At 64.0% G+C, this 5,657-nt stretch carries 5 protein-coding genes; all 5 read left to right on the top strand.

The window, feature by feature from the left end; genetic code table 11:
* Window positions 1-97: 97 nt before the first annotated feature.
* Window positions 98-1,354 (top strand): threonine ammonia-lyase, encoded by a 1,257-nt coding sequence (locus LH128_RS23150; RefSeq protein ID WP_008832118.1) that lies wholly within the window; start codon window positions 98-100, stop codon window positions 1,352-1,354.
* A 237-nt stretch (window positions 1,355-1,591) separates the two neighbouring features.
* Complete coding sequence (locus LH128_RS23145) at window positions 1,592-2,425, top strand: arginyltransferase (RefSeq protein WP_036525982.1); 834 nt, start codon at window positions 1,592-1,594, stop codon at window positions 2,423-2,425.
* A gap of 490 nt (window positions 2,426-2,915) precedes the next feature.
* Entirely contained in the window at window positions 2,916-3,254 is a 339-nt protein-coding gene (locus LH128_RS23140) for a P-II family nitrogen regulator (protein WP_008832116.1), read from the top strand.
* A 106-nt stretch (window positions 3,255-3,360) separates the two neighbouring features.
* Window positions 3,361-4,770: a type I glutamate--ammonia ligase gene (glnA, locus tag LH128_RS23135; protein ID WP_008832115.1), complete on the top strand. Its 1,410-nt coding sequence runs from the start codon at window positions 3,361-3,363 to the stop codon at window positions 4,768-4,770.
* Between the two features lie 285 nt (window positions 4,771-5,055).
* Window positions 5,056-5,657: lysozyme (locus LH128_RS23130; protein ID WP_008832114.1), on the top strand; the 602-nt coding region annotated here is incomplete at its 3' end.

Raw genomic sequence — 5,657 nt, 5'->3', positions numbered from 1 at the left:
CCGCCGATGGGTGGGCTGTTCACGGCCAGCGGTCCCGGATCAAGTCCGGGACGACGTCCTTTCAATTGTGCGCCGTTTCCGGTAGGCGCGCGGGTCTATGGACCAGACTTTGCTCAACATCGCTCCCGCGGGCCTCGAAGACGCCCCGCTGACCGCAGCCGACGTACGCGCGGCGGCGGAGCGAATTTCGGGCAAGGTCGTGCGCACGCCGACGCTCTACAGTTCCACGCTGAGCGCGATCACCGGCGCCGAAATCTGGCTCAAGTTCGAGAACCTGCAGTTCACCGCCGCCTACAAGGAGCGCGGCGCGCTCAACGCGCTGCTGCTGCTGACCGAGGAGCAGAAGGCGCGCGGCGTCATCGCCGCCTCGGCCGGCAACCACGCGCAGGGCCTGAGCTACCACGGCACGCGCCTTGGCGTGCCCGTCACCATCGTCATGCCCAAGACCACGCCGACGGTGAAGGTCATGCAGACCGAGAGCGTGGGTGGCAAGGTGGTGCTGGAGGGCGAGAGCTTCGACGAGGCCTATGCCCACGCGCGCAAGCTGGAGGGGCAGCTGGGCCTCACCTTCGTCCACCCGTTCGATGAGCCCAATGTCGCGGCCGGGCAGGGCACCGTGGCGCTGGAAATGCTGGAGGACGTGCCGGAACTCGACACGCTGGTGCTGCCGGTCGGCGGCGGCGGCCTGTCCACCGGCATGGGCACCGTGGCGCGCGACATCAATCCGGGCATCCGCCTGATCGGCGTCGAGGCGCAGCTCTATCCCTCGATGTACAATCTGCTCAAGGGCACCAGCCTGCCGATCGGCGGCGACACGCTGGCCGAGGGCATCGCGGTGATCGCGCCGGGCCTGATGACCTCCAAGGTGCTGCGCTCGCTGCTCGACGAATTCCTGCTGGTCGGCGAATCGCAGATCGAGAGCGCGCTGGCGCTGCTGCTGCAGATCGAGAAGACGCTGGTCGAAGGCGCGGGCGCCGTGGGCCTTGCCGCTGTGATCAACAACCGCGAGCTTTTCGTCGGCCGCAAGGTCGGCCTCGTGCTGTCGGGTGGCAACATCGACACGCGCCTGCTGGCGAACGTGCTGCTGCGCGACCTCGCCCGCTCGGGCCGCCTCGCCCGTCTCAAGATCGGGCTGCAGGACCGCGCGGGCGCGCTGTTCAAGGTCGCCAAGATCTTCCACGAACACAACGTCAACATCATCGAAGTCTTCCACCAGCGTATCTTCACGCACTTGCCCGCCAAGGGTCTCGTCACCGAGATCGAGTGCGAGGCGCGCGACAAGGAGCAGCTGCAGGCGCTGATCGCCGGGCTGCGCCGCGAAGGCTACGAAGTGAAGCTGGTCGAGACAGATTGATTCGAAAGAGGCTGGCTTCGGGCGATATGGAGGTATATCGTTCGAGGTAACGATTACATCGCCCCATCGCCCCGAATTGGTACGGCGATGGGGCGATACCGCCAGTCCGGCGCGATTTCACCGCAGACCGGTCGGTTTTTGTGGTTAAAAGACTCGCAAGGCGCTGCAGCGCTATGCATATTTGGGAAAGCAGACGGACATAAGGCCGGCCGCAACGCTAGAGGAAGATCCAGTTAGGTGACGGCTCCCGTTCGATTTCCCCGCTTCTTCGTGACGAGCCCGGCTCCGTGCCCGTACTTGCCGGGCCGTAGCGAGCGGAAGGTATTCACCGAACTCAAGGGACCGCACGCCGATTCGCTGAACGATGCACTGGGCCGCATCGGTTTTCGCCGCAGCCAGACCGTCGCCTATCGCCCCTCCTGCATCGACTGCAACGCCTGCGTCTCCGTGCGGGTCGTGGCGTCCGAATTCCGCGCCTCGCGCACGCAGAAGCGCACGCTTGAGGCGCATTCGGATCTCGTCGCCACCGTCTGCCGCCCCTGGTCCACCAGCGAGCAGTTCGAACTGCTCCAGCGCTATCTCGCCGCGCGTCACCCCGAAGGCGGCATGACGACGATGGACGAAGTCGACTTCGCCGACATGGTGGAGCACACGCCGGTCACCAGCTATGTCATCGAATACCGCGAGCCGTCGATGGACGGCGTCGTGCCCGGTCGCCTCGTCGGCGCCTGCCTGACCGACCGCCAGTGCGACGGGTTGTCGATGATCTACTCGTTCTACGACCCCGAAAGCGCGCGGCAGGGGCTGGGCAACTACATCATCCTCGACCACATCCGCCGTTCGCAGGAGATGGGGCTCGGTTTCGTCTACCTCGGCTACTGGGTCGAGGGTTCGGCGCGCATGCAGTACAAGGTGCGCTATCGCCCGATGGAAAAGCTCGGCCGCGCCGGGTGGGAACGCATCGACACCGCCGAACACGACCGTCTGATCGCCGCCGCCGTCGCCAGCCCCCGCCGCGACGATGCCGCCACCGGCCCCAAGGACGGGATGCCCTCCGTCACCAAGGGGTGAGGGCGGAGGTTATGTGGCGGGCAATCGCCGGTCATCCCCGTTTTGGAAACCTGATGGCGTCGTGGTCGGACAAACCTGACTGAACTCACTTCGTCATTGCGAGCGAAGCGAAGCAACCCAGGGCGGCGTAGTGCTGCCCTGGGTTGCTTCGCTTCGCTCGCAATGACAGGCTGGGTTTCATGTCAAAGTGGGTCGCTCTTGCGGGCGGGCCAAGGGCGCTGCCCTGTTTGTGCTGGTGCACAATATTCAGGCACCACTTGCCTGAATATTGAACACAACATTTCCCAAATCCGGCGCATCATATGCGACAGATTGTTTACTGACCGGGTAAATCACCCAAATGCGGTCTTTTCGCAGGCGCACACTCGGCCTATCAGGTGTGCCACCGCATTGGCACGATTCTTGATGGGAATCGCGCGCGAGGCTTCTGGTTCCCGGACCGGTTCCCTCAAGATACAGTCCGGGTGCAAGTGCAGGGGTCCAGGCAGGCGTGAAGAAAATCGAAGCCATCATCAAGCCGTTCAAGCTCGACGAAGTGAAGGAAGCGCTGCACGAAGTCGGCGTCTCGGGCATCACCGTCACCGAAGCCAAGGGCTTTGGGCGCCAGAAGGGCCACACCGAACTCTACCGCGGCGCCGAATACGTCGTGGATTTCCTCCCCAAGGTTAAGCTCGAGGTCGTCGTGCCCGACGCTCTGGCCGAGCGCGTGGTGGAGGCGATCGCCGACGCCGCGCAGACCGGCCGCATCGGCGACGGCAAGATCTTCGTCGTCCCCGTCGAGACCGCCGTGCGCATCCGCACCGGCGAGCGCGACGACGACGCGCTCTAAAGATCGCAGAAATCGGGCTGCGACGGTGGGGGCCGTCGCATTCCCGCAACAAGACCAACCCTATCCTCTTTCGGGATCGGAAGAGTAACGCTGGAGAACCAAGAAAATGGCTAGTGCAAAGGACGTCCTCAAGAAGATCAAGGACGAGGAGATCGAGTGGGTCGATCTTCGCTTCACGGACCCCAAGGGCAAGTGGCAGCACCTGACCATGGTTTCGACCGTCCTCGGCGAGGATGAGCTGGAAGACGGCCTGATGTTCGACGGTTCGTCGATCGAGGGCTGGAAGGCCATCAACGAGTCGGACATGATCCTCAAGCCCGACCTCGACGCCGTCTACACCGATCCGTTCTCGGCCACCCCGATGCTGATCCTGTTCTGCGACATCGTCGAGCCCTCGACCGGTGAACTCTACGCCCGCGACCCGCGCTCGACCGCGAAGCGCGCCGAATCGTTCGTCAAGTCGGCCGGCTTCGGCGACACCGTGTTCGTCGGCCCCGAGGCCGAGTTCTTTATGTTCGACGACGTGAAGTTCTACGACGGCTACGACGGCAACGGCTTCAAGATCGACGACATCGAACTGCCGGGCAACACCAACAAGGAATACGACACCGGCAACCTGGGCCACCGCCCGCGTGCCAAGGGTGGCTACTTCCCGGTCGCCCCGGTCGACTCGGCCGTGGACATCCGCGCCGAGATGGTCACCACCATGCTCGAAATGGGTCTGCCCTGCGACAAGCACCACCACGAAGTGGCAGCTGCCCAGCACGAACTCGGCCTGACCTTCGGCAAGCTGGTCACCACCGCCGACCGCATGCAGATCTACAAGTACGTCGTGCACATGGTCGCACAGGCTTACGGCAAGACCGCAACGTTCATGCCCAAGCCGATCATGAAGGACAACGGATCGGGCATGCACACGCATATCTCGATCTGGAACGAGGGTGAGAACACCTTCGCCGGCAACGGCTACGCCGGCCTGTCGGAGACCTGCCTGTACTTCATCGGCGGCGTCATCAAGCACGCCAAGGCCCTGAACGCCTTCACCAACCCGACCACCAACAGCTACAAGCGCTTGGTCCCGGGTTACGAAGCACCGGTTCTGCTCGCTTACTCGGCGCGCAACCGCTCGGCCTCGTGCCGCATCCCCTACGGTGCGGGCACCAAGGCGAAGCGCGTGGAATTCCGCTTCCCCGACGCGATGGCCAACCCCTACCTGTGCTACGCTTCGCTCCTGATGGCCGGCCTCGACGGCATCAAGAACAAGATCCACCCGGGCGAAGCCATGGACAAGAACCTGTACGATCTGCCGCCGGCCGAACTCGCCGAAGTGCCGACCGTCTGCGGTTCGCTGCGCGAAGCTCTGGACGCCCTCCAGGCCGACCACGCCTTCCTTCTCGAAGGCGGCGTGTTCACCGAGGACCAGATCGAAGCCTACCTCGAACTCAAGTGGCCGGAAGTGCTGCGCTGGGAAACCACGCCGTCGGCCGTCGAGTTCGACATGTACTACAGCGCCTGATCCATCCGATCAGCGCTGGCGACCAGTTCGCCGAGAGGGGGCGTCCGGAGCAATCCGGGCGCCCCTTTCGCGTTCCGGGGCTAATGACAATTCCGGATAGCGCCGCTCCTCCTCAAGAATCCGCTTTCCTACAGCACCGACGTGGATGTACCTCATGCGTACCCCGCAAGAGACGGGACCGTATCTGGCGGCGTTTCCGCCGTATTCACACTTATTCGGGCGCGCGAAGTGTAGTTGTTCTGCACGCGATACTGCGTGCGCCGTCTGTAGCGAAAGGGCACGTACATGAATCGCAAGCCGATCTTTGATGCCGTCCGCAAGATGCTGGACCGTTCGTTCACACAGGCCGAAGTCAACGCGTTGGACAAGGCGATCGACCTTTCCACCGGCGGCCTGACCGCCAGTCTCGCCCCCGAGCCGGTTTCAAGCCCCGCAACCGCTGTCGCGGCGACGGGGCGCGTGCTGGGCGCCGCCGGGGCCAAGCTCATCAAGAAGTGGGAGGGCTGCGCCAAACGGCAGGCCAACGGCACCTTCGCGGCCTATCCCGACCCCGGCAGCGTCGACGGCAAGCCCTGGACGATCGGCTGGGGCTCTACGGGCTCCGACGTGAAAAAGGGCATCGTCTGGACGCAGGCGCAGTGCGATGCGCGTTTCGACGTCGACATGGTCGATTACGTGAAGGAAGTGGCCGCCTTCATCGGCTCTGCCGCGACCTCGCAGAACCAGTTCGACGCGCTCGTCTCGTTCCATTACAACACCGGCAAGATCACAAGTTCGTCGCTGGGCAAGCTGCACAAGGCGGGTGACTTCGCCGGGGCGCAGGCCCAGTTCGGCAAGTGGATCTACAACGACGGCAAGCCGATGACCGGCCTCAAGAACCGGCGCGC

This window comes from Sphingomonas sp. LH128 (genome assembly GCF_000293195.2).
Taxonomy (GTDB): domain Bacteria; phylum Pseudomonadota; class Alphaproteobacteria; order Sphingomonadales; family Sphingomonadaceae; genus Novosphingobium; species Novosphingobium resinovorum_A.
The sequence above is the reverse complement of the archived record's forward strand: the minus strand, read 5'-3'. Positions and strand labels throughout refer to the sequence as shown.

Excerpts from the sequence above, each read along its gene's own strand:
- LH128_RS23150 (WP_008832118.1), top strand. The coding sequence starts at position 98 with ATGGACCAGACTTTGCTCAACATCGCTCCCGCGGGCCTCGAAGACGCC.
- glnA (WP_008832115.1), top strand. The coding sequence starts at position 3,361 with ATGGCTAGTGCAAAGGACGTCCTCAAGAAGATCAAGGACGAGGAGATC.